The sequence below is a fragment of the Mesorhizobium sp. CNPSo 4671 genome, assembly GCF_057784245.1.
Genome location: NZ_JBWLUW010000006.1, coordinates 111,043 through 133,269, shown reverse-complemented (window position 1 = coordinate 133,269; position 22,227 = coordinate 111,043). Strand labels below are relative to the sequence as shown.

The following is a 22,227-nucleotide window of genomic DNA, read 5'->3' as shown; positions in this document are numbered from 1 at the left end:
ATTGTACAATAGAGCTTTGCCGCGATGTCGCCCATGACCTCGGTCCCGCCATGGTTTATATACCGTCGCAAAGTAGCGGGGCTAATCATCCATTTATGCACCAGGAATCCACAGGTATCAAATTTTTGAGCGTGAAGGAGGCTAGACTCGACACGACTCAAAAAATGGTTGGTACGAAGTTGTAAGTTCTCGTTTGACAAGCAATTTTAGCGCGTAATATTGTAGCGCGCACTAATTTTCTGCGCGTGCCTAGGAGGCAATCGCGTTGCGTATTTTGTTGGCTTTATTGTTTGCGTTATCGTTGCTGACCGGATGCGCTACTGCACCGGTAGAAGAAACGCGGGCGTTTGATAACGCGGTCGTCGCGATCAAGGATGCGGGCGATTTGCTACTTGACGCTGTTTCCGCGGCTGAACGCCGGACGTATGTAGCAAACCTAAAAAGGAAGAAGGGCGCCTACGCGTTTTCAACTGCCGACGCGCCATATTTCGCCACCGTCGGCGATCCACGAAACGTTGCTGCCTATCGACAATCCCTCAACGTTCTCAAGCAGTATTCTGCACTCTTGCTAAGCCTTGCCCAAGGCGATGATGTCAGCACGATTCACGCAAGTTACCTGTCTTTGGCAGGAACCGTTTCCGCCGCCGCCAAAGCGACCCAGTTCGTGCCATATGTTCAGGCCCTTTCGCCGTTTATTGATGCGGGACTGAAGGCCCAAAGCACTGCCGAGGCGCGAAGGATCGCTCTGCAGGGGTTGCCGGTTGTTCGCAGCCTACTGACTGCATTCCACGATCACGCCGGTGATATGTTCAGTGCGCTACTGGCTGATCGAGCACTCGCGAATGCACCGGCTTCGACCATCAATGCCGACCGGGTGATGGTCGCAAACTTCGTGGTTGTACTGGAAAGTTTGCAGACAACGCTCGATCAGCTTGCGCTCGCCTACGGCCGTAAGAGCAGCCCTGCAACACTCGCGACCTTGGTCGCGGCTAGTTCGCAACTCACCGCCGACGTTGCGAGTGCGCGTAAGACCTATGAAGCGATGAGAGGGACATAAAGGGCTTGGAGAGATCAACATGAGCGCTGCAGACGACGCAGAACAGGCAATCAGCCTTGCGCTTTCGCAGATCGACGACCGCTTGGCCCAAAAGCCGTCGAGTGACGAGGAAAAGAACCTGCTTGACGCAAAGCAGGCGCTCGCATTGCAACTCGCAGAGGTCGCCGACGGTTCGCTAACTGAGGGTGCAAAAGTTGTTGCTGCCGCTGCGGCCAAGCTTCAGCAAGTGGTCGCCACTGCGGGCTCAATACCGCTGGCCGACTACTGGGAAAATCTGAAGGATGCACTGCGCGGGATCGGACTAGCGCCTAGTTCAACCCCTCTGCCGGTTGAGTCCGGTTCCGCAACTGCTGATCAGATTGCTGATGCTATGAAAATGATCGCCGCGATTGAGAGCGGCACGCCACCTCCTTCGGCTGCAGCGCAACTTGCGATGGACGCAGCCTACCAGGATCTGGCGTCGGCCTTCAGACTGATCGCCCAGGATAGCTCTGGCGACGCCGCCAGCGCAGTGAGGAGTGCGGTAGAGCAACTGCAGGCTGCTATCGATTCCGGTGGAGCAAACTCCGACGCGATCCAGCAGATTCGAGGAACGCTGGGAGTTGCAGGCAAGCCGCTTGATGCCAGCGGCTCTCAACGGGCCCCGAACAACGTTCCCCCAGCGCCGAATTCGCCCAAGCCGGCTGCATCGGCGGGTCGTGTCGACGTAACACAACCAAACCGCGATTTGACTTTGTTGCACCCCATGATGCGCGATCGGGCTCAGAAGGTGCTCGCTGCTTGTACACAGCAGCAACTGCCATTTCGGATTTTTGAAGCCTGGCGGGCGCCGGAGCGCCAACAATATCTTTACGAGCAGGGCCGATCGCGCCCTGGTAGAGTCGTTACCTACGCCCAACCTTGGGAATCTTACCACCAGTATGGGCTCGCCGCTGATTTTGTCCTTTACTACGATGGGCAAGCCAATCCTTGGAGCTGGGACGACTCAGGAGCGAGAAAATCCCTCTGGGACAGCCTTCATCAGATCGGCAGAGGGCTCGATCTCGAGCCCCTCGGATTCGAAACCCCTCATCTGCAAGTCGCTGGTCTCAGGATCGGCGACCTTGAAAACGGCCTAATCCCGGATGGGGGCGATCAGTCTTGGCGATCAAAATTCGAGGCTGCAGCAAATCGATGGGTTGGTACTCCTCCTGCGCCAAATCTCGGATCACCGATAGTAGCAACCAACCAAGCCAGACCACCTCTCAGCAGCCCGCACCTAGATTGGGCAAGCTGCCCAACGGTTGGGGCCTCGGATTGGCATTCGCAGTTCGGCGGCCAGCAGTGGCGTTTCGATCAAAATGGCGTCTACCTTTCGTCCTCTTCGGCTCCGATCCGTTCGCCGGGCGCCCCAATAACTGTTCAAGATATTCTCGCGACCTATGGCAGCCAGATCTGCAAATCATCGATCGAACACGGCGTGCCGCCCGAGCTAATAGTGATGACGATCGGTGCCGAGGCCGGCATCTACCGCAACGTGGACTTTACAGGCCCAAGGACATTTCGATGGGAGCCGGCGGTCCTAGTGACCGACGTGTCGCCGCAGACCTACGGGGACTATAGCGCGGGCCCGATGCAGACACTGGCGACAACGGCGAGGGAAATCATCCAACGTCTCGGTCTTTCGTACCAACCCATGCAGACCGCACCGTACTACGCGCAACAGCCCAATCCTGCGCCGGCGAGCAACCCGCTCTATGATGGAACGGTCAACATTGACATTGGGACGGCCGAGATTCGCAGCCGACTTAGAACCAGCGGTTTCGATCCCGTGCTGGTGGCGGCCTGTTTCAACGCCGGCGGCCTATACGCGACAACCGCCAATGACTGGCACCTGCGAACATATGGAGATCATATCAACCGGGCGGTTCAATGGTTTGGGGATGCCTGTTTCGTGTTGTCCTCGCTGAGGACAACGACCTGAACCCCATTTGCGCACGGCGGTGCTGTGCGTCTTGCGTTCAAGAAATGTTCCTTGAGGGAGGAAGAAAATGGCCGATCCAACCGGCGGTGCGCTGAGCGGCAACTTGTCGAATATCGTGAACATCGTTGGGGCCGCCGGTGGGCTTGGCACCGCGGCGATGGGCCTCGTCGATGCGAGCAAGGCCTTTTGGGGCGGTCCATCCAATTTCGGCTTCGGATATATCTCTGGCGCACTCGATCCTTTTCTGGTGCAGCTCACAAGCAACCCGCCCGGCTTCAATAAAGCTCAGATCTTGCGCACCTTGAGGGCCAATTGGTTGAACGGTGTCGCCAAGGCGGATCAAAAGGCCAAGGCCAAGTCGCTGATCCACCTCGGACTGACCACTGGAAATGCAACTGGCCTTGCCAATGCGGCCGGCGTCAACGCTGTGAAGCTGCAGTCTCTCGCGCAGAAAACTGTCGACGGCGCCGACGTGTCCCAGGACGAAATTAACGTCCTAGGGCAGTTTGATGCGGTTCTGAGCGCCGCGCTCGACGCTGCCTACGAACGCGGCGATCAGAAGTACCGCAACGCAGCCAAATTCCTCTCGATGGCCATTGCGACCGTTCTCGCAGGTGTCGGCGGGTGGATTGTGTTCGGCGCCAACTACACAACCACAAACATCGCACTTTCGTTGTTGGTAGGCGTTGGGGCTGCTCCCTTGGCGCCAGTTGCGAAGGATCTAGCCAGCAGCCTTCAGGCTGCTGTCAGCGCGGTCGGAACATTGAAGGGTTGATGACCGGGAAATGACACTTTTTCTCAACTTTCGGACCCGTTCGGTCGGAGGGGCGGTTAATACCAACCCGCAGCTTTATGGGGGCTTGGGAGATCGCGCTGGGTCGGGATGGACGCTCATTCCGCAGGCACGACTTCGAGCAATGTTCGCGGGCAAGTCGGTCCTGTTCGGGGTTCACGGGTTCAACGTTACCCAGTCAAACGGCGTGGCATCGCTTGGACTACTCGACCATTACATGGCTTTAGGCGGTTCCAGCCTCTTTGTTGCCGTGCTCTGGCCCGGGGACAGCGTAATACCCCTTGTCGACTATCCATTCGAAGGCAGCGTCGCGATCGACTGCGGACGACGACTGGCAGCCTTCTGCAATGACTTTTGCGGCACGGCTCAAGACATATCCTTCGCATCTCATAGTCTTGGTGCGCGCCTCGTGCTCGAGGCCGTCTCGGGTCTCAGTCGGAAGGCCAGCACCGTTTGCCTTACGGCTGCCGCCATCAATCGCGACTGCCTGACTGCCGAGTACACAAGCGCGGCAAAGAACTGCTTGAGTATTTCGATCCTTTCGTCTCGTGAGGACAACGTCCTGAAGCTCGCATTCCCGATTGGCGACCCTCTCTCATTGCTCCTTCATGCCGACCACACGCCTTTCCAGATCGCTCTTGGATCCGAAGGGCCACCTACGCCGACGCCTCTGCAGGTACAGACTCCGTGGCAAATCAGCGACGCTGAACAGACTAACGGGCACTATGACCATGGAGACTACCTCCCCCCAAAATCGCCAGCTAAGTGGCCCCGCGTCGCCGAGTTCATGAAACGAGCCTTCCTCCGACAACCGCAAGTCTGGCCTTAACTTTGGCACCACAATGGCTACGATTGGCACTTTCTCCCGCACCACGAACGGCTTGTCCGGCTCGGTCAAACCCTCAACCTCAACGTCAAGACGGTAACGTTCGCTCCGGCCGATGGCGAAAATGAAAAGGGTGCCGCCTTCCGCATCTTCGCTGGCGTCACTAAATCCGGGGCGGCATGTAAGAAGACCTCGCGGGAGGGACGCGACTACCACTCCGTCAAGCTCGACGATCCGAGCTTCCCCGCTCTGATCTATGCGAGCCTGGTCGAGACCGACACCAAGGGCGACTTCTCGCTCATCTCGTCCCGCCCACCCCAGAATGACCCGACAAAACACCAAGCCCCGCTGCAAGGCGGGGCTTGGCCATGTTCAGGTCAAGTGCAGCCTAGGCTCTGTCAGACGCAGCAGGCTACGCTTTGGCCGGCGCCTTGCGCGCCTTCTTCACCGGCGACTTGATTGCAGCCGCAGTTGTTCTCGCTGCTGCCGCACGCACGGCGGGTTTGCGTTTTTCTGCCGCGGCAGATGTGGCCGCCGGCGCTTTGCGCCCGAGTCCAATTGATTTCGCCAAGGCCGACCGGGTCGCCGCATAGTTCGGCGCCACCATCGGATAATCGGCCGGCAGGTTCCATTTCTGCCGATATTGGTCGGGGGTCAGGTTAAAGTGCTGAAGATGCCGCTTGAGCGATTTGAATTTCTTTCCATCTTCCAGACAGATGATGAAGTCCGGCGTCACCGACTTCTTGATCGATACTGCCGGCTCCTGCTTGACCACCGGTTCTACCGCTGGCGTTCCGATGCCGTTCAGAGCGGCATGGATATCGCCGATCAGCTTCGGCAACTCGTCAACGCGTTCGGCCATGACCGATATGGCCAAGAGCCTAGAACGCGATCCGCAGCTTGAATCCCTACTTGCGAACCGCAAGCGCGAGCTTGGCATCAACATCGATTCCGGCCGGCGCCTCGGCGCGGAACTCGCATTCAGCCATGGCATCGGTGAGGGGCGAGGCCGTGGGCTCTGACACCCTCCGATTTGCCGCCGGCAACACGCCATGGATAGGTGCTGCGGGAACTTCGATTGCGTCGAGCATCGGTTCGCGCTGTCTGTCCCAGCACATACCAGCAACAACCCACTGAGGAGCAGGCGAGCTATGTCCGAGCCAGATCGCATCATACGCCTCAAAACCGTCCTGGTCCGGACCGGCCTGTCCCGCTCGACCATCTATCGCAAGATCGCCGAAGGCACGTTCCCCGCGCAGATCAAGATCAGCATCAACGGGGTGGGCTGGCGCGAATCCGATGTCACACGATGGATTGCTGACCCTGTTTCGTGGCGCGCCAGAGCAGGGACGGTACAGTAGTGACTAGCGGCAATCATCGGCGGGGATATCGCCGTCTTCGGCCTAGGTTCACCTCTTGCCAAATCCAATGACAGATTAGGAGCCGATCCGCTCCGGCCGGAAGGTGCGATTTGCCACCGGATTGGAGCGGAGAAGGCTTAAGGCGAGTTCTTTCGCCGGGCAATAGGGTAGGCGAATTCTTGCCCGCCAACCTCGTCGGTCACTCGGATCCAGTCCTTCGCCCATCTTTTAAAGACGGTCTTGGAAGCATTCATTTCAGATGCAGCCACAGCAGGACTACTCGCTTCGACTGCCTCAGACCGAATGACCGAATCTAAGTGCATTTCCTCAACAACATAGACTGGCATGTGACTCACCCTACAACGCTATATTTCCCCAACAGGTAGTATTGCGCAGCACACAATCGACCGCAAGTGGTATGCCACATTCGAGCCATCGCGGGATGTGCTATGGTTCTCTTCGTGGGCAAGAAGGCAAAGCGGACTGGCGAATCTCCATGATCCGACACGTGTTCCAGATGTCATCGGTTTGTGACCGGAGGCACCATCGGACGATCGGGTGCGTGCGCGCTATTTCGGAGTGGTCTGAGATAGTGGCTGCGCCGGTGAAACTGCGTTTGAGCTTCCGTAGCTTGTAGACAGTGGCCGCAAAGGTCCAGGTCGAAGAATGAACTCAGAAGTCGGCCTTTCCGATCTCGATGGCGCGGGCCCAATGTTCTTCCGCCAGGTTTAGTTCAGCAACCGACTTCCTGAGGCCCTTCCACACGATGTCGAAATCACAAGCGGAGAATTGTCAGTCCTTGTCCATAATGGCAGCCCTCGCGCAACCAGTTACCCTTCAATAATTTCGTCGAATACGGCTTTAACAAAGGCGCCGCGCTTACTGGGATGCGAGCCCGATGACAGGATTTTACAATTCTCCCGGAACAAGACGGGCATGCGGTTGCCGGTTGATGTCGCGGCAAACCCGAGCCGTAACCATCTAAGGGCTGTACGGAATCTTAATACTTCAAGCTCACCGTACCTGTTTGGGTTAAACAGGCCACATCCGACTGCGTCGCCTACAATTACTCAATCGCGGTCGCGCTTCGAAAGCCTACCGTATTGGAATGGACCCATCAGAATGCGCGACGTCACTCCTTGTCGACCGCACCCAAGGACCTTGGAATGGGCGGGTACGACGGCGCTCGCAATGGGAGGCAGCAATCAAAGCCTCTTTCTGATCGCCGCCCTTTTTGTCGGTCAAGGGAATATTCCCGGTCAAGGAAGCGCAGCGGTCCCGTTGCTCGTTGTTGGTCTGCTTCTTAGTTGGGCTGCGGCGCCGGCGTGGACCGAATTGGTTCTCATGTGGCCAAACCGCGTTGGCGGTATCTCTGCAGCGTGCGCGGAAGCTTTCCGGCCCTACAGTCCCGTCCTCTCGGCCTTGACAGGCACATGCTACTGGTGGGGTTGGGTCCCAACGTGCGGACTGACTGCGGTTCTTTCAGCGTCCGCAATCCAGCAATGGTACCTGCCGGACCTCCCCGTGGAGGCAGTCGCCTGCGCGCTCATCGGGTTTTTTACGGCGGTCAACCTGTGTGGAATCAAGTGGGTGGTACGACTGGCGATGCCGATCGCCACAGCCTCCGCGATGCTTGCGTTTCTATCATCCTTTATCCCGGTCATTAGCGGCGCGGTTGACTGGCGGCAGGCGACTGACTTTACACTGACAAGTCCGTTCGCCGGGCTGTTCGGCAACATCACGTCGGTAATGGCAGGACTATATCTGATCGGATTCGCCGCGCCGGCGTTTGAGGCCGCAGCTTGTCATGTTGGCGAAACCATCGACCCTAACCGCAATATTCCTCGCGCGATGTTGGCCAGCGCGGGAATGGCCGGTATCTATTTCTTCGTCCTGCCGGTTGTTTGGTTGGGTGTGCTTGGGCCAGGGCCGCTCGGCACGGACCTCGCGGTGGTCCTCGGACCCACGTTTGCTCCCCTATTGGGCAGTTTTGGCAAAGCCGCCGCCATCTGGTTCATCATGTTGAACATGTTTCATGGAACATTGCAGCCCTTGGCAGGCGCCGCGCGGACGCTTGCGCAACTTAGCGAGGACGGCCTGCTGCCGCGGTTCCTGGCCAGCCGCACCGCAACGGATTGTCCGTGGGCGGCAACCCTGCTCACCGCTGGCGCCGCCATCGGTTTCATGCTCTGCGGATACCCGCTCTGGATGATTGCTGCGGCCAATTTTACCTATCTGATTAGCATCTGCATGCCCAACATCGCAGTCTGGCTCTTGCGCCGAGACCATGCCGATGCCAAGCGACCCTTCCGTGCTCCCAGGGGAACGATCGTCCTTGGCTTAGGGGCGGCGGCAATATGGCTATTGACCGCCGTACTGGGATTCCAGCAGTTTGGCCTTCCGACAGTATTGTTCGGTCTGACGTTGGCATATTCGGGCGCTGCGCTTTACGCGTGGCGCGCCATGGAGGATCGGCACGCACTGGGTCTACCCTTGCTGGCGCGCACGCTTCACCTGAAGCTTACTGGAGCCATGCTTTTTGTGCTCGTGCTTGACGGTGCCGGCTATTTCTTGGCAATCAGCAGCGTTTCCCACGTGCAAGCTCCACTGATCGCAGCGCTGGAGGACATTTTTGTTGTCGTCGCGCTACTGACCATCAGCGTCGGCCTGGTTTTGCCGGGAATGATTACCCATTCGGCAAGCGAGGTGACCAATGCAGCGAAGCGTTTGACATCCGGAACGTTAAAGGACTTCTCTCTCGCCATGGCTGCTCTGGGGCGAGGCGACCTCGAAGCGGCGCACGCCTCGGTGAACATCTTACCGGTGAGGGTAAACTCTCGGGACGAACTCGGAGAGATGGCTGAAAGCTTCAACCTCCTGCAAGATGAAGTGAAAGACGCCGCCCACGGCCTGGACGAGGCGCGTGAGAATATGCACGTAGCGCGAACCGAACTTATGGCACGGCACAAGAAAATCGAGCATCTTGCCCATCACGACCCGCTTACCGGTCTGGCGAACCGCACCGCTCTTGCAGCGCACCTGGCCAGGGCGCTTGAGCAGGCGAAAGCATTGCACGGCAACTTTGCCATTCTCAGCATCGACCTTGACCACTTTAAAGAGGCCAACGACGTTTTTGGGCACGCGGCCGGCGACGATCTTCTGTGCGCCATATCCCGGCGCCTTGAAACTGCGGCGCCCGAAGCCTTTGTCGCCCGCATGGGCGGTGACGAATTCACACTTGTCCTGGCCATGGGTGAACAGCCCGCTGGAGCCCAGGGCGTCGCCGATCGTATGTTCGAATCGGTGGCAGGCGAATTCGAAATCCGGGGCCAGCACATTTCCATCGGGCTGAGCATCGGCGCGGCGATCTATCCGAGCGACGGAGAGAGTGCCGCGGCTTTGATGGCAAATGCCGACGCCGCTCTCTACCGTGCCAAGGCGGACGGTCGTCGAATGCTGCAGTTCTTTGATCCTGAAATGGACAGGCGGCTAAGAGAACGTTACGCCTTGCAGCGAGATTTGCGTTCGGCAATCGCACATGGCGAACTTGTGCTCCACTATCAGCCGCAAGCTCGGATAGACGGCGAAATCTTTGGTTTTGAGGCACTCGCCCGGTGGCACCATCCAAGACATGGACTCGTCTCGCCGACGGCGTTTATCCCCCTTGCCGAACAGGATGGCACGATCGTTGAAATAGGTGAATGGACGCTCCGGCAGGCATGCAAGGAGGCCGCGTCCTGGGCCGCCCCCCTACAAATCGCCGTCAATCTTTCCCCTGTGCAATTCCGATTCGGGGACCTGGTGGGGCTCGTTCATTCGATCCTCTACGAGACCGGCCTTACGCCAGGACGCCTGGAACTGGAAATCACCGAAGGGGTTCTCATCCGTGATCGGGCAACCGCGTTGTCGGTTTTGCGGCGATTGAAGGCGTTGGGCGTCAGGATCTCCATGGATGATTTTGGAACCGGATATGCCTCCCTTTCCTCGCTACAGGCGTTTCCATTCGACAAGATCAAGATTGATCGCAGTTTCGTTTCCGGCGTCAACTCGAATGCCCAGTCGGCCGCCATCGTACGAACGATTCTCAGCCTGGGAAATGCGCTGACCTTACCTGTCATCGCAGAGGGCGTTGAAACAGAAGACGAGCGTATTTTCTTGATGACCGAAGGATGCCCCGAGATTCAGGGTTATCTCGTGGGACACCCGCATCCAATAGCGCTGTATGAAGATGTGACGAATGGCTTGGATGCCCGATCTAAATTTCCTGGTGAAAAACATGATTTGCAAGTTGCTTTGCGCAAGCGAGCAAATGTCGCCAGCTAGCCTAGAAACCTTGCCGGGATAGGCGGCTCATGCCGGCTCGAACGCGTCTTTGCGAGTCAGTTCATGCGTTTGAAATTCGTTGGGCCCTTAATGCCGACCGCTGTCGAGCAGCCTCCGGAAGGAGACGACTTGATTGCCGAAGTCAAGTTTACCGACGCGCCTTTCGCCAGCCGGCCGCGCGCGCCTCTTCTTCGGTGCAAAACCACCGCTCGCCATACTGAGGGCTGATCTTAGTTTCCCAATAATGTTCCTGGCCGGGCACATGATAGATGTGCTCCCCAGTGTTGATGCTGATATTGCCTTTGATGTCGCAACCAATGGAAAAGAGCGAGGTGCTAGGAACCGCATCGACAATGCCTTCGGGTTGCATGAGGCTGGGAGCGGCGCCGATGACGTCGGGGTTATGCGAGAGGATAACGGCGACGGGCACTAGGATCAATGCGAACAGATACTCGAGCCGCCAAAAGCCGCGCCGCCGCTTCTTGGCGCTCTTGCGCCAGCGGTTAGCCTGATCAGCACCAATATTGTGCTGTTGCTGGACTTTGCCCACGTCCCATCTCCCCGCCGGCAGAATGCTCCATTGGCAAAAGAGTCCAGAGAGATTTAGCCATCGCTAATGTGAGGCCGGCGGACGATCGCCACGGCCGGAACGTTCTTAGCCGGGTGAAGTTCTGAATCGGCCTTGGTTTTAATCCCCGTGGGCAAAGGCCGGAGGCTGCCTTCAATCAGCTTCCACGGCCCGCCTCGGACGGGGGCAAAACTGTCTGGGGCGGGCTTCGTTCAGCCTTGCCTACCAAGCCGGGACTTCGCCGGCCGAAATGGACCTGAAGAACGAGCCCAAGGACTGGCAACCGCTGCATTCGTCAAGCGCTTGCTAATGTTAGCCTGGAGGCGCAAAGTTTCTGGACGCATATGAAGCTCATGTTGATAGCGCTCGCGGTCGCTCACAGTTGGTATACCGGCTACCATGACCCGGTCACCGGCTATGAATGCTGCGACGACAAGAAGGATTGTGGGGTCATCAGCCCACGCTTTGTCGAGCCGCTGCCGGGTGGCGGGTTCAATGTCCGCACAGGATCGGGGCCAAAGGACCGATATTTCATCCCTAAGAACCGCGTCATCGAGAGCGAAGACAGCCAGTATCATATCTGCTTGTCGCCGCCGTTTTCTTATATCCGCTGCTTCTTCGCGCCACACACGCAAGCCAGCCGCGCGCCGCTTAGTGGCTCGCCAGCGCGCGCGCCTTGGACGCCCGATGACACGACAACATTTGCGGTCGAGCGTTCGCAATAGGCGGCGAACTGCCCAAAATCCGTGCAGCAGGCTGCGACAAGGGCAAGGCGACCGGTCCTTCTGTCCCATCATGGATCAATTGCCACTGGCACAACAATTGCAACGGTAGCAATGCCGGCTGTTGGGACCGGTAATTGGGGCCGGGGCCTCGCCCGCTCGCAAATGGGGCGGCGAGGTTTCTGCGTTCGCCTGGCAAAAGGGACGTGCCCGAACGCGCGAGATGCGTTGGCGGCGTAAGATAGCGGCCGCAAGATCGATGGCTGTTGGGGCTTCAACCGGCCTTGGACTGAGTCCTTCCGGCCACCGCAGCCAGGAATGCCCTCGCTGCGGCGTCGCAGGCGACACGCGATGGTCCGTTCGCAAGCAAGATCACGTCCGCCGCCTTCAACGTTAATCCGTGCTTTTCGGCGAACCCTTCAATCTCGTAAGGTCGGTCGGCTGGATCGGTGTCCATGACGGGATGCTTGCTCATGAGCTATTCGTATTAGGATAGGCTAAATTACGCGACTTACGGATTCGTAAGGTTACTTGACCTCGTGCTCGCGCTCCTACGGCCTGGTAACACCGGCCCAAGGTGAGATCTGCCGGAGGCATTCCGAGCTTCCCAGCCCGTTTCGTAAGGTTGGGGCAGGAGGCGGGCATGAGCACGAGCGGCACCAACTTCCTTTATGAGTGGATCTCAACGAATGTCCCAAAGACCGGCGCCGACGTCATTTCCGTTGCTGACTTGACGCAAAAGCTATTCGCCGACGCGAAAGCACATCATGAGTTCCGAGATCGAAAAAGATACCGGAAGCGTCTATGAGGCGATCTTGGACGTGATCGTCCATCACGAGCCCCGCTTAACTGACTGACTAGTGCTCCGCTAATGATCGCCCTCAATGACAAAGGGCTGGACGTTCCAATCACTGGTCGACAGCAAGATATCGGCGACAGGGTGCGGGTCGAGGAGGATCACGCCGAAGGTAAAGGGCCTTTGCGGTACCATCCGCTTCGTCCACGGGGGATTGCTTCGGCAACTCCGCCCTATCGCTAGGTTCTGATGGCGGCATCGACCGTATGAGCGCTAGAAGTTGGGGACGGCACTCGAAAACGATCCGCTTTACGACCAGGGCCGGGCGCTCACAAAGATCTTTGAATTTACTTTCCGCGATCGCCAGGCAGACTTCATACGACCCTTTTGGCGTTTCGGCTGTTGCCGTGTCGATAGATATTGCCGCGACAACTAAGATATAGACCGCTGCCTTCATGATGCAGCATCGCGCGCGAGTTTCGCCCCCGCAAGGACGCGCTTGATGAAATCAGCGAAAAGGAGAGGCGCTTACTTCTTGGGCATGGGGCGAGGACATGAGGAGCGTCGATGCCGTTCAGGCGAATTTGTCGCCGCTGAATTTCGATTGTGTCCCGTCGACGACAGAGGCCATGCCTGACTACAAAACCAAGTCCCTTTGCGGATCGAAGCGATCGAGGTCTGTGTGGTAGCTGCTCCCACTCGCGTCAGCTATGCAGCCTTCGCCGCTTGGATAGTGTGAAGCATTTCCGGCTTGAGGTGGGTATAGCGCCGCAACATCTTCCAATCCTTGTGCCCTGTGACCAGCGCTACCTGTTCGATCGTGAATCCAGCTTCGAACAGGCGGCTTGTGCCTTCGTGCCGCAAATCATGAAAATGAAGGTCGTGGATGTCCAGGTCAGCGCACCCTCGACGGAAGGCTGTGCCCACTGACCTATGATTGAATGGGAAAATTCGATCATCATCGTTGCTTCGCTTGGCGCGCTGCTCCTCAACAATGGTCCATGCGTCGTAGCCGGTTGCCGCGAATAGCGGTATGCGCTGATTGTTGCCGTTCTTGTTCCGAGGGTCTTTGCGGTCGCGGATGAGAAGCATCCGCGTGCGAGATTCCAGGTCGGACCAACGCACCTTGCAGATTTCCTCCTGGCGCATCGCGGTTGCGACTGCGAAACGTACGATCTGGCCTACCGGTGCAATTTGACGAGGGTTTGTATCGAAGTGGGCGATGAGTCTGTCGAGTTCATCCTGCGTCGGCCGCCTGTCGCGCTGCTGGCCTTTCCCAACGAGGCCGAGCCGCTTTAGGGCGATACGCGCGAGATCAACCGGTTCGACCTTGACGGGCAGGCCGTGAACCGCAGCGGCATGGGCCAGAATGAGTTTTACAAAGCCAATGTCGATACCGAGAGTCATCGGTCCGGCGCCTTGGGCGGCCCGCTCGCGACCGAAACGAATGAGGCGTTCGCGATCAAGGGCTGCGATGTTGCACTTCCCCAGTTGTCTTTGGAGCATATCGAGGGCTGCGGCCTTGGAGCGGCGAGGGGACTTGCCTACATCGCACATGTCGTCGATATGAAGGTCGATGAGTTCGCCGAAAGTTTTTAGGCGCGCTATACGGGACTTGGTCGGCGTCTCACCGCGATCGACCTGGCGCTCGGTTTCGGTTGCCCAGCGCCGTGCATCGTCTCGGCGCAGGAAGGTCTCGCTGATGTAGCGACCTTTGCGACGGACTTGGACACGCCAGCAACCGGACGAGAGCTTTGTGTAGGTGGTGGCCATTTTTTCGTGTGCGCTCCGTGTGCACTGAGAGATCGAAACGTGGCGAAAAGGGTCGTATTCTGGCGTAAATTCGTGTGCACTCGGCAGGTTCTAACGATTTGATGTTAAAGAAAAAATGCTGAAAAATCAAGAGCATAGAATGGCAATTGCACCCATGATGGACTGGACGGACCGGCATTGCCGGTTCTTCCATCGCCAGCTGACAAGCCGTGCTCTGCTCTACACCGAAATGGTGGTGGCCGACGCGGTCATCCAGGGCGCGCGCGATCGGCTGCTCGGTTTCGATGTGGCGGAACATCCGGTCGCGCTGCAACTCGGCGGCTCGGATCCGGCAAAACTTGCCGAAGCGGCGCGCATTGGCGAGGCCTTCGGTTATGACGAGATCAACCTCAATGTCGGCTGTCCGTCAGACCGCGTCCAATCGGGCACGTTCGGCGCCTGCCTGATGAAAGTGCCCGACCTCGTCGCCGAATGCGTCGCGGCAATGAAAACGGCGGTGACAATCCCCGTCACCGTGAAGTGCCGCATCGGCGTCGACGAACAGGATCCGGAGCCGGCGCTCGACGCGCTGGCGGACGGGGTTTTCGAGGCCGGCGCCGACGCGCTTTGGGTGCATGCGCGCAAGGCCTGGCTGGAGGGGCTGAGCCCCAAGGAAAACCGCGACATCCCGCCGCTCGATTATGACAGGGCCTATCGGCTGAAGGCCAAAAAACCAAACGAATTCATTGGTATCAATGGCGGAATTCAGTCGCTTGAAGAGGCGCGGGCGCATCTCGATCATGTCGACGGCGCCATGCTTGGCCGCGCGGCCTACCACACACCGGGCATTCTGTCCGGCGTCGACGCCGCCTTCTACGGCGCGAAGCCCGAGGCATTCGATTTCGCAGCGCTGATCGACGCGATGGCCGGCTACGCAGCGCGTCACATCGAACAGGGCGGGCGGCTCGGCCATGTCACCCGCCATATGGTCGGGTTGTTTCATGGACTGCCGGGTGCGCGGCGCTACCGCCAGATCCTGTCCACCGACGCAAACCGGCCCGGTGCCGGGCCTGACGTGCTGAAGACGGCTTTCGCGGCGGTCGAATTCGGTAGAGGGGCGGCCGAAGCGGCCTGAGCTCAATCCCGCAGGATCATGCGGTCGCCGCGCACGTCGAAGCCCGACAGCGAGCCGATGAAGTTCATGCCGAGCAGGCTTTGGCTCAGCATGCCTGGGGCCGCGACCATGACCGACATGTCCTTGCGCACGATGCCGCCGATCGCCACCGCGTCGGTCTTGACCGCCGCGGCGCGCGCCATGCCGTTGGCGGTCGAAACCGGTATCGTGTAGTTGAGCGCGGCCGGGTTGAAGCCGGCGGCTTGCGCGTCTTCCGACGTCAGCACCGTGCTGGTCGCGCCGGTGTCGACAACGGCCCGTACCGGGTTGCCATTGACCAGGATGCGCGCTTCGAAATGACCGTTGTCGGCTTTATCGAGCGTTACCGTGGCATGGCCGTCCTCGACGTCAAGCGCCAGCGGGCTGCCGGGGACGAGGCCCGCGGTCACGCGGCTGGCGACGTCCTGCAGTTCGTAGCGGTACTGGTAGCCGGCGACCAGCGCCAGCACAATTGCCGCCCAGGCGCCGAGATTGCGCGCCATCGCACCCACCGGGCGGCCTGAGCGCAGCAGGCCGGCGCCGATCAGGGCGCCGAAGGCGCCAAGCCAGATCAGCCGGCCGAAATCGTAATTCTCGACGCCGAGCGTGCTGCCTGCGGAATCGTTGAGCATGAGCAGGACCGCTCCCACGCCGATCACTGCCATCAAAATCCAGAACAGCCGACTGCTCATCCGTGCCTCGCTAGAGCAATTCCAGGAAAAGTGTGAAACGGTTTTTCGTCCGGAATTGCGGTAAAACAAAGAGTTAGAGCGGTTCGCCGTTTCCGCGAGACGGTGAACTGCTCTAGATTGCGTCGCGTTCGCGGGCCATGCGGGTGCGGCGCGTTTCCCGGCGCGGCCGGCGCTCGACCGTTTCCAGCCGGGCCGGCAATTCGGCCATCACATTGCGGCGTGTTTCCGGCGTCATCCCCATCCAGTCGCCGATTTCCTCGCGCGTGCGGCCGCAACCGAAGCAGAAGCCGGTTTTCATGTCGATCGAACAGACCAGGATGCAGGGGGATTCGATGGCCGTCATGACTTTCTCTCGAGGGATCCGTGCGGAATCCGCTCTTCCACCTCCACATGGTGCAACGGCAAAGCCAATGCAAGCCCTCGCGATTGCGCCCTCCCGGGCCATCTTTGCGGCAATCAAGGCGGATGTTTGAGGGAGGTTGTGCCAATCACGCAACGCGGCTATGCCGCTCCCCAAATCCAGGAATGATTGCTCACGACATGACCAGCGCTCTGCCTTTCGACGATTTCCGCAACCTGCTCGACAATCTGCCGTCAGCCGACCTCAAAGCCGAAGCGCGGGTGCGCGCGCTGTTTGCCAAGGCCGACAAGCCGGGGCATTCGCTCGGCCGCATCGAGGACATCGCCGCGTGGCTCGCCGCCTGGAGCGGCCGGGCTCCGCCTGCCGTGACACGGCCACTGATGGCGGTCTTTGCCGGCAACCATGGTGTTGTCAGGCATGGCATTTCGCCACGCCCGGTGGTGGCGACCGCCAATGCGGTCGAGCTTTGCGCGGCCGGCGGTGCGGCGATCAACCAGATCTGCATCGCCAACGACCTCGGATTGAAGGTGTTCGATCTTGCCCTGCACATCCCGACCGGCGACATCACCGATGATGCAGCACTTGACGAGCGCGGTTGCGCGGCGACCATGGCCTTCGGCATGGAAGCCATCGCCGGCGGCACCGACCTGCTTTGCCTCGGCGATCTCGGCGTCGGCAATTCCACCGTCGCCGCAGCGGTGCTTGCCGCACTGTTCGGGGGTGGAGGTGCCGACTGGGTTGGTCCGGGCTCCGGCGCCGACGCGGCGATGCAGGCGCGCAAGGCGGAGGTGGTCGATGCGGCGCTGGCCTTTCATGGCGGCCATCTCGAAGATCCGCTGGAGGTGCTGCGCCGGGTCGGCGGCCGGGAGTTCGCGGCGATAGCCGGCGCCATCCTCGCCGCACGGATGCAAAAGATTCCCGTGCTCCTCGACGGCTTTGCGGCAACGGCCGCCGCGGCGGTGCTTTATGCCGCGAACCCCGCAGCGCTCGACCATTGTCTTCTCGCCAGCCTGTCGCCTGAGCCAGCGCACGCCAAGGCCGCCGAGTTGCTTGCTCTGCGCCCATTGCTTGACCTCGGCATCAGCCACGGCGAGGGGGCCGGGGCAGCACTTGGCGCAGGCCTGGTCAAAGCGGCGGCGCTGACCAGTTCGGGCATGGCGGCGGCTGTGCGGGGCTAGGGTCCTTGGTCCTCGGCGTATCAACTCCTGAGATTGGGGATGCGATAGACGACTGAGAGGTATTTGGGATTGGTGCGGCGGCTGACTATGACGCCTCCAAGGCTTTCCGCGATTCTTCTGCTCGCCACGTTCTCCTCGGCGACAGGATACTCGAAGCAATCTGGATTGAGCTCCTCGGACACCCACACCGCCATAGCGGCAACGGCCTCACGGCCGATGCCGTTTCCACGGACGTCCTCCCTTATCCAAATCCCGATCTCAGGACACGCCGTCCTCGCTGCGTGAAGGCCGACAAGTCCCAGGCAGCGATCGTGCGCCAACGAACGCGCAACGAAATGCAAATCCGATCCGTCAAGTATCGGCGCCAGCCAGGATCGCCATACCTCGGCAAAGGCCGTCAATGATCGAGGTGGTTCCCACTGCATGAAACGGGTGATTGCGGGCGTGATGGCGGCAAAGACCTCTTCAGCATCATCGGCCGTAAACAGCTTAAGGCGAAGCCGCTCCGATCTGATTTCGACGCGGCTGGCATCCCAATCTGCGGTCATTGCGGTCCCCGTTCCTCTTTGAGGCCGAGTGGAGGCTGGTCGCCAGGGTGGTCTAGCGCCGTCGCGACGCGACCGCGGCCGTCGGCAGTGCCGGCAGCTCTTCCATCACCCGGCTCAGCGGGAAGATGGCGATCGCCTCGGTGCCTTCGCGCAGCTTGGAATGAAGCTCGAACTCGCCGCCATGCATGGCAAGCAGGCCTTGCACGATCGGCAGGCCAAGCCCGGTGCCCTGTTCGGCGCTCTTGATGGCGATCGAACCCTGGCCGAAGGCCGAGAGCACAATCGGGATCTCGTCCTCGGGAATGCCGGGGCCGTTGTCCTTGATCGAAATGTATTGGCCGCCGCCCGCCGTCCAGCCGACGCGGACGCGGATTTCGCCTCCGGTGGCTGTGAACTTTATGGCGTTGGACAGAAGGTTGAGCGTGATCTGGCGCACGGCGCGCTCGTCGGCGAACAGCCGCGGCAACGTCTGTTCGAAATCCTGGATGACCCGGATATCCTTGTTGCGCGCCCTCAGTTCCATCATATGGCAGCAATCCTCGACGATGTTGAGCAACATCACCGGCTCTTCGTTGAGCTGGTAGCGGCCGGCCTCGATGCGCGACAGGTCGAGGATTTCGTTGATCAGATCGAGCAGATGCTGGCCCGAATCATGCACGTCATGGGCGTAGTCGCGATAGGTGGGATTGCTCATCGGCCCCAGCACCTCGTTCGCCATCACCTCGGAAAAGCCGAGAATGGCGTTGAGCGGAGTGCGCAGTTCATGGCTCATCGAAGCGAGGAAACGCGACTTTGCCAGATTCGCATCCTCAGCCCGCCGCCGAGCTTCGTCCGACATCGATTTCGCCGTCTCAAGTTCCGCGATCAGCGCGTCCTTTTCGGAGCGAAACGACAACAGCATCAGGGAGGAGCGGTTGATGTGTCGGGCGACATAGGCGAAAAACGGCAGCGACAGGACAAGCAGCCCGGCCATGATCGCCTCGACCGGCATCCACAGTCTGACGCCGAGATAGGCATAGAGCGCCACCGGCACGGCAAAGGTCGCCAGCAGCGCGCCGCTGAGCGACGAGGCCATGAGAGCCGTCCCGGCCATGGCAAACAGCAACACCACCGCCTTGACCACCTGGAACTGGTCAACGGCGCAGGTGCCGCAGCCGAGCAAGACGAACCAGGCCCAGCCGAGGCCGCAAAGGAAATGGCCGACCAGGAATTCCCGTCTCGCCTGCAAGGGGTTGAGCTCAGCAGCTTCCGTGCGCTCGATGCGCCGCGCCATGAAGGCGACGACCGTATAGCAGGTAAGCGTGAACAGCGCCCAGAGCCCGATCTCGTTGCCGACGCCGGCGAGCCGGCCGACGGCTGCGATCGCCAGGACAAGCAGGGGGATGACCACGGCGCCGCTTGTCATGGCACGGGCGTGGAGCTTCAGTAGTTCACGGTCGAAATCGGGATTGCCGGCCTGCTGCGAAAGACGGTCGCGCGTCTTGCGCACCGCGCGCGCCACATCGCTGTTGCGATGAGGTTTCCTGCGGTCCACAATGAACTTGTCCGCTGTGTTCGAGCGTTGCAAGGGCATCAAAAACTTCAATTTATGCGCGCAGCGATTTCAAGGTGTTAAGCTACGTTCGAATGATTAACCAACCGTTTGCCATATGAGCCGTTCCTGGTCGCCGAGATCGCGCCAACGGTACGCACCGGTGCCCAGGAGCCCGTGGCGGCGGCTTCTGGATTATGGGCTTACGACAGTCATTCTGGGACTGCTGATCCTGCTGGCGGCGCGCCTCGATCGGGTGGAAACGCGCCAGACGCAAGGTGCTGCCATCATCAATGACGGCGATTCGATCACGCTCGGCACCGAGCGCATCCGCATGCGCGGCATCGATGCGCCGGAATACACCCAGACCTGCCGCAGGAACGGTGCGGACTATGCCTGCGGCACGCTCGCGCGCCAGTCCCTGGTGCGCCTGATCGCCGGCAGGCCGGTCACCTGCAGCGGCTGGCAACGGGATCGCTATGGCCGGCTGCTTGGCGACTGCAAGGCCGGCGGGATAGACCTCAACCGCGCCCAGGTCGAGGCGGGTTGGGCCGTTGCCTTTGGCGACTTCGAAAGTGAGGAAGCGACCGCCCGCACGAAAAAGGCCGGAATCTGGGCCGGCACGTTCGATCAGCCGCAGGACTGGCGCGACAGTCATCACGGCGAGGTCGTGGAGCGAAAGCACGGCACGCTGGCGTCGATCGGCGACGCCGTGCGCGAGATTTTTCGCTTCTGGTGAGGCGTATCGGCCTGAAAGGGAAAAGGAGGATCGAATGAAGCTCTTCGACGGCGGCCGGGCGCCCAACCCCAGGCGGGTTCGCGTTTTCCTCGCCGAGAAGGGGATCTCGGTTCCATTGGTGTCCGTCGACATGGGCGCGCTGGAGCACAAGGGCCAGACGGTGAGTTCGCGTAACCCTTTGCAGCGCCTGCCGGTGCTGGAGCTTGACGACGGCACCGTCATCACCGAATCCGTCGCCATCTGCCGCTATTTCGAGGAGTTGCATCCAGAGCCGGCGCTGTTCGGACGTGGCGCGCTCGGCAAGGCGCAGGTCGAGATGTGGCAGCGACGGATGGAGTTCAACCTGCTGAGCTGCGTCGCACAGGCCTTTCGCCATATCCATCCAGCCATGAGGGAGTGGGAAATCCCGCAGATCCCCGAATGGGGCGAGGCCAACAAGCCGAAGGCGGTCGCATTCCTGAAGCTTCTCGATGGCGAACTGGCGAGCCGGGAATTCGCCGCCGGCGACAGCTATTCGATCGCCGATATCACCGGCCTGATCGCAATCGACTTCATGAAGCCGGCGCGCATCAAGGTGCCGGAGGAATGCACCAATGTGCTGCGTTGGCACCAGGCGATCTCCGGCCGCCCGAGTGCCGCCGCTTGAGCGTGGAACTGGACAGTTTTGCCGCGAGGGTCCGGGCCTGTCGCATCTGCGTCGAAAATCCCGTTGGCAAACCGCTGCCGCATGTGCCGCGGCCGGTGCTGCGGCCCTCGTCCAGCGCGCGCATCCTCATCGCCAGCCAGGCACCGGGAACCAAGGTGCACCTGTCGGGCATGCCGTTCACCGATGCCTCCGGCGACCGCCTGCGCAGCTGGCTTGATGTGTCCAGCGACGAATTCTACGACATCGACAAATTCGCCATCGTGCCGATGGGTTTCTGCTTTCCCGGCCAGGATGCCAAGGGCGGCGACCTCCCGCCAAGGCGCGAATGCGCGCCGGCCTGGCGCGCGCCTTTGATGGCGCTGATGCCGGCCATCGACCTGGTGCTGACGATCGGCATCTACGCGCAGTCCTGGCACATGGGCGCCGCGCGCCGTCCCTCGCTGACGGAAACGGTGATGGACTGGCGCGCCATCTGGGAGAACTCCGTTGGTGCGAAAGTGCTGCCGCTGCCGCATCCGTCCTGGCGCAACAGCGGCTGGTTGAAGCAGAATCCGTGGTTTGAAATGGATTTGCTGCCTTTCCTGCGCACGGAAATCCGCTATCGCCTCGGTTAGGCATTCAGCAAGAAATCACTCGCCTTTGTGGTGATCGGCAGAATTTCTTTCTTGTGAAAGCCCAAAATAAAGGGGAGTATAGACAAACATTCCTCCAGGAGCCTCTAATGGACCGCCTTGACCGAAAAATTCTCCGCCTCCTGCAGGAGGACGCGACGCTCGCAGTGGCCGATGTCGCCAAGAAAGTCGGCCTGTCGACCACGCCCTGCTGGCGCCGCATCCAGAAGCTCGAGGAGGAGGGCGTTATCAAACGGCGCGTCGCCATTCTCGACCACGAAAAGGTCAATGTGCGGGTCACGGTCTTCGTCTCGATCCGCACCAACTCGCACAGCCATGAGTGGCTGCGGCGGTTTTCCGAGGTCATCCAGGAGTTTCCCGAGGTGGTCGAATTCTACCGCATGAGCGGTGATGTCGACTATCTCTTGCGCGTCGTGGTGCCGGACATCGCCGCCTACGATGCCTTCTATAAGCGACTGATCGCCAAGATCGAGATCCGGGACGTGTCGTCGTCCTTCGCCATGGAGCAGATCAAATACACGACCGAAATCCCGCTCGACTACATGGTACTGGACAAGGAATCGGGCGCCAACGCGGCTTGAGGGAC

The 22,227-nt window shown here is 60.0% G+C and carries 21 protein-coding genes and 2 pseudogenes; 15 read left to right on the top strand and 8 right to left on the bottom strand.

Going from position 1 to position 22,227, the window contains the following annotated elements:
• The first annotated feature begins 265 nt into the window (after nt 1–265).
• The 5 genes and pseudogenes from AC04SF_RS18735 to AC04SF_RS18715 all read left to right on the top strand — a co-directional run.
• Nucleotides 266–1,057, top strand: a complete 792-nt coding sequence (locus AC04SF_RS18735) for a hypothetical protein (RefSeq protein WP_488479038.1) — start codon at nt 266–268, stop codon at nt 1,055–1,057.
• 19 nt (nt 1,058–1,076) lie between these two features.
• Nucleotides 1,077–3,020 (top strand): D-alanyl-D-alanine carboxypeptidase family protein, encoded by a 1,944-nt coding sequence (locus tag AC04SF_RS18730; RefSeq protein WP_488479037.1) that lies wholly within the window; start codon nt 1,077–1,079, stop codon nt 3,018–3,020.
• Nucleotides 3,021–3,087: 67 nt separating this feature from the next.
• Nucleotides 3,088–3,795, top strand: a complete 708-nt coding sequence (locus AC04SF_RS18725; RefSeq protein WP_488479036.1) for a hypothetical protein — start codon at nt 3,088–3,090, stop codon at nt 3,793–3,795.
• 10 nt (nt 3,796–3,805) lie between these two features.
• Entirely contained in the window at nt 3,806–4,642 is an 837-nt protein-coding gene (locus AC04SF_RS18720; RefSeq protein ID WP_488479035.1) for an alpha/beta hydrolase, read from the top strand.
• Nucleotides 4,643–4,655: 13 nt separating this feature from the next.
• A pseudogene (locus AC04SF_RS18715) lies at nt 4,656–4,951 on the top strand (DUF736 domain-containing protein); the annotation flags it as partial.
• Nucleotides 4,952–5,051: 100 nt separating this feature from the next.
• Here AC04SF_RS18715 and AC04SF_RS18710 read toward each other — a convergent pair.
• A complete protein-coding gene (locus AC04SF_RS18710; RefSeq protein ID WP_488479034.1) occupies nt 5,052–5,501 on the bottom strand; it encodes a Ros/MucR family transcriptional regulator in 450 nt (149 codons plus the stop codon).
• On the opposite strand from AC04SF_RS18710, the pseudogene AC04SF_RS18705 reads away from it, so the two are divergent.
• The 3 genes and pseudogenes from AC04SF_RS18705 to AC04SF_RS18695 all read left to right on the top strand — a co-directional run.
• A pseudogene (locus AC04SF_RS18705) lies at nt 5,476–5,661 on the top strand (hypothetical protein); the annotation flags it as partial. The gene AC04SF_RS18710 and the pseudogene AC04SF_RS18705 overlap by 26 nt on opposite strands.
• 129 nt (nt 5,662–5,790) lie before the next feature.
• A complete protein-coding gene (locus AC04SF_RS18700; RefSeq protein WP_488479033.1) occupies nt 5,791–6,000 on the top strand; it encodes a helix-turn-helix transcriptional regulator in 210 nt (69 codons plus the stop codon).
• Nucleotides 6,001–6,936: 936 nt separating this feature from the next.
• Nucleotides 6,937–10,323: an amino acid permease gene (locus AC04SF_RS18695; RefSeq protein WP_488479032.1), complete on the top strand. Its 3,387-nt coding sequence runs from the start codon at nt 6,937–6,939 to the stop codon at nt 10,321–10,323.
• Between the two features lie 148 nt (nt 10,324–10,471).
• On the opposite strand, the gene AC04SF_RS18690 is transcribed toward AC04SF_RS18695, so the two are convergent.
• Nucleotides 10,472–10,873: a sunset domain-containing protein gene (locus tag AC04SF_RS18690; protein ID WP_488479031.1), complete on the bottom strand. Its 402-nt coding sequence runs from the start codon at nt 10,871–10,873 to the stop codon at nt 10,472–10,474.
• Between the two features lie 362 nt (nt 10,874–11,235).
• Here AC04SF_RS18690 and AC04SF_RS18685 point away from each other — a divergent pair, with 362 nt between their 5' ends.
• Nucleotides 11,236–11,616 carry a hypothetical protein gene (locus tag AC04SF_RS18685; protein ID WP_488479030.1) on the top strand — a complete coding sequence of 127 codons (381 nt, stop codon included), beginning with the start codon at nt 11,236–11,238 and terminating at the stop codon, nt 11,614–11,616.
• A gap of 271 nt (nt 11,617–11,887) precedes the next feature.
• Here the strand turns inward: AC04SF_RS18685 and AC04SF_RS18680 are convergent, their stop codons facing one another.
• On the bottom strand, nt 11,888–12,088 hold the full coding sequence (locus tag AC04SF_RS18680; protein WP_488479029.1) for a hypothetical protein: 201 nt from the start codon (nt 12,086–12,088) through the stop codon (nt 11,888–11,890).
• Nucleotides 12,089–13,117: 1,029 nt separating this feature from the next.
• Nucleotides 13,118–14,182, bottom strand: a complete 1,065-nt coding sequence (locus tag AC04SF_RS18675; protein WP_488479028.1) for a site-specific integrase — start codon at nt 14,180–14,182, stop codon at nt 13,118–13,120.
• A 115-nt stretch (nt 14,183–14,297) separates the two neighbouring features.
• Between AC04SF_RS18675 and dusA the strand changes: the two genes are divergently transcribed.
• Nucleotides 14,298–15,296 carry a tRNA dihydrouridine(20/20a) synthase DusA gene (gene dusA / locus AC04SF_RS18670; protein WP_488479027.1) on the top strand — a complete coding sequence of 333 codons (999 nt, stop codon included), beginning with the start codon at nt 14,298–14,300 and terminating at the stop codon, nt 15,294–15,296.
• Between the two features lie 2 nt (nt 15,297–15,298).
• Here dusA and AC04SF_RS18665 read toward each other — a convergent pair whose 3' ends face one another.
• Complete coding sequence (locus tag AC04SF_RS18665; protein ID WP_488479026.1) at nt 15,299–16,006, bottom strand: TIGR02281 family clan AA aspartic protease; 708 nt, start codon at nt 16,004–16,006, stop codon at nt 15,299–15,301.
• 112 nt (nt 16,007–16,118) lie between these two features.
• Complete coding sequence (locus AC04SF_RS18660; RefSeq protein ID WP_488479025.1) at nt 16,119–16,349, bottom strand: DUF1289 domain-containing protein; 231 nt, start codon at nt 16,347–16,349, stop codon at nt 16,119–16,121.
• Between the two features lie 197 nt (nt 16,350–16,546).
• Here AC04SF_RS18660 and AC04SF_RS18655 point away from each other — a divergent pair, with 197 nt between their 5' ends.
• On the top strand, nt 16,547–17,545 hold the full coding sequence (locus AC04SF_RS18655; RefSeq protein WP_488479024.1) for a nicotinate-nucleotide--dimethylbenzimidazole phosphoribosyltransferase: 999 nt from the start codon (nt 16,547–16,549) through the stop codon (nt 17,543–17,545).
• 20 nt (nt 17,546–17,565) lie between these two features.
• On the opposite strand, the gene AC04SF_RS18650 is transcribed toward AC04SF_RS18655, so the two are convergent.
• Nucleotides 17,566–18,093, bottom strand: a complete 528-nt coding sequence (locus AC04SF_RS18650) for a GNAT family N-acetyltransferase (protein WP_488479023.1) — start codon at nt 18,091–18,093, stop codon at nt 17,566–17,568.
• Between the two features lie 52 nt (nt 18,094–18,145).
• Nucleotides 18,146–19,666, bottom strand: coding sequence for a sensor histidine kinase (locus AC04SF_RS18645; RefSeq protein ID WP_488479022.1), 1,521 nt, complete (start codon nt 19,664–19,666; stop codon nt 18,146–18,148).
• 76 nt (nt 19,667–19,742) lie between these two features.
• Here AC04SF_RS18645 and AC04SF_RS18640 point away from each other — a divergent pair, with 76 nt between their 5' ends.
• From AC04SF_RS18640 to AC04SF_RS18625, 4 genes are all read left to right on the top strand, one after another.
• Nucleotides 19,743–20,363, top strand: coding sequence for a thermonuclease family protein (locus tag AC04SF_RS18640; protein ID WP_488479021.1), 621 nt, complete (start codon nt 19,743–19,745; stop codon nt 20,361–20,363).
• 34 nt (nt 20,364–20,397) lie between these two features.
• A complete protein-coding gene (locus AC04SF_RS18635) occupies nt 20,398–21,009 on the top strand; it encodes a glutathione S-transferase (RefSeq protein ID WP_488479020.1) in 612 nt (203 codons plus the stop codon).
• On the top strand, nt 20,949–21,623 hold the full coding sequence (locus tag AC04SF_RS18630) for a uracil-DNA glycosylase family protein (protein WP_488479019.1): 675 nt from the start codon (nt 20,949–20,951) through the stop codon (nt 21,621–21,623). Before AC04SF_RS18635 ends, AC04SF_RS18630 begins: the two co-directional genes overlap by 61 nt.
• A 107-nt stretch (nt 21,624–21,730) precedes the next feature.
• Complete coding sequence (locus AC04SF_RS18625) at nt 21,731–22,222, top strand: Lrp/AsnC family transcriptional regulator (protein WP_006205209.1); 492 nt, start codon at nt 21,731–21,733, stop codon at nt 22,220–22,222.
• Nucleotides 22,223–22,227 lie beyond the last annotated feature (5 nt).

Coding starts and splice junctions, on each gene's coding strand:
- AC04SF_RS18730 (WP_488479037.1), top strand. CDS start 1,077: ATGAGCGCTGCAGACGACGCAGAACAGGCAATCAGCCTTGCGCTTTCG.
- AC04SF_RS18725 (WP_488479036.1), top strand. CDS start 3,088: ATGGCCGATCCAACCGGCGGTGCGCTGAGCGGCAACTTGTCGAATATC.
- AC04SF_RS18720 (WP_488479035.1), top strand. CDS start 3,806: ATGACACTTTTTCTCAACTTTCGGACCCGTTCGGTCGGAGGGGCGGTT.
- AC04SF_RS18710 (WP_488479034.1), bottom strand. CDS start 5,501: ATGGCCGAACGCGTTGACGAGTTGCCGAAGCTGATCGGCGATATCCAT.
- AC04SF_RS18700 (WP_488479033.1), top strand. CDS start 5,791: ATGTCCGAGCCAGATCGCATCATACGCCTCAAAACCGTCCTGGTCCGG.
- AC04SF_RS18695 (WP_488479032.1), top strand. CDS start 6,937: ATGCGGTTGCCGGTTGATGTCGCGGCAAACCCGAGCCGTAACCATCTA.
- AC04SF_RS18685 (WP_488479030.1), top strand. CDS start 11,236: ATGAAGCTCATGTTGATAGCGCTCGCGGTCGCTCACAGTTGGTATACC.
- AC04SF_RS18680 (WP_488479029.1), bottom strand. CDS start 12,088: ATGAGCAAGCATCCCGTCATGGACACCGATCCAGCCGACCGACCTTAC.
- AC04SF_RS18675 (WP_488479028.1), bottom strand. CDS start 14,182: ATGGCCACCACCTACACAAAGCTCTCGTCCGGTTGCTGGCGTGTCCAA.
- dusA (WP_488479027.1), top strand. CDS start 14,298: ATGCTGAAAAATCAAGAGCATAGAATGGCAATTGCACCCATGATGGAC.
- AC04SF_RS18665 (WP_488479026.1), bottom strand. CDS start 16,006: ATGAGCAGTCGGCTGTTCTGGATTTTGATGGCAGTGATCGGCGTGGGA.
- AC04SF_RS18660 (WP_488479025.1), bottom strand. CDS start 16,349: ATGACGGCCATCGAATCCCCCTGCATCCTGGTCTGTTCGATCGACATG.
- AC04SF_RS18655 (WP_488479024.1), top strand. CDS start 16,547: ATGACCAGCGCTCTGCCTTTCGACGATTTCCGCAACCTGCTCGACAAT.
- AC04SF_RS18650 (WP_488479023.1), bottom strand. CDS start 18,093: ATGACCGCAGATTGGGATGCCAGCCGCGTCGAAATCAGATCGGAGCGG.
- AC04SF_RS18645 (WP_488479022.1), bottom strand. CDS start 19,666: ATGCCCTTGCAACGCTCGAACACAGCGGACAAGTTCATTGTGGACCGC.
- AC04SF_RS18640 (WP_488479021.1), top strand. CDS start 19,743: ATGAGCCGTTCCTGGTCGCCGAGATCGCGCCAACGGTACGCACCGGTG.
- AC04SF_RS18635 (WP_488479020.1), top strand. CDS start 20,398: ATGAAGCTCTTCGACGGCGGCCGGGCGCCCAACCCCAGGCGGGTTCGC.
- AC04SF_RS18630 (WP_488479019.1), top strand. CDS start 20,949: ATGCACCAATGTGCTGCGTTGGCACCAGGCGATCTCCGGCCGCCCGAG.
- AC04SF_RS18625 (WP_006205209.1), top strand. CDS start 21,731: ATGGACCGCCTTGACCGAAAAATTCTCCGCCTCCTGCAGGAGGACGCG.